At 36.0% G+C, this 261-nt stretch carries 1 protein-coding gene; it reads left to right on the top strand.

Features of this window, described 5'->3' with window-relative positions; genetic code table 11:
• Positions 1–261 (top strand): Ig-like domain-containing protein (locus RM573_RS17460; protein ID WP_311585142.1); only part of this gene is annotated, 261 nt, incomplete at both ends.

The following is a 261-nucleotide window of genomic DNA, read 5'->3' as shown; positions in this document are numbered from 1 at the left end:
TGAACCAGAAAACAACCATCCAACTATTTCACCATCAACACCGAGCAATAATGCAACTTATTTAACTACACAGAGTGTAAGTGCTTCCGCAACTGCCAGCGATAGCGATGGTAGTATTAAGCAAGTTGAGTTTAAGTTAGATAATGGTAATTGGGAAGTAGATACAACAAGCCCATACAGCAAAGGTTTTGGTACATTAAGTGCTGGTAGCTATACAATTTGTTATCGCTCAAAAGATAATAAAAATGATTATTCAAAAAC

Source organism: Thalassotalea castellviae (genome assembly GCF_031846185.1).
In the GTDB taxonomy this organism is placed as follows: Bacteria; Pseudomonadota; Gammaproteobacteria; order Enterobacterales; family Alteromonadaceae; genus Thalassotalea_H; species Thalassotalea_H castellviae.
The sequence above is the reverse complement of the archived record's forward strand: the minus strand, read 5'-3'. Positions and strand labels throughout refer to the sequence as shown.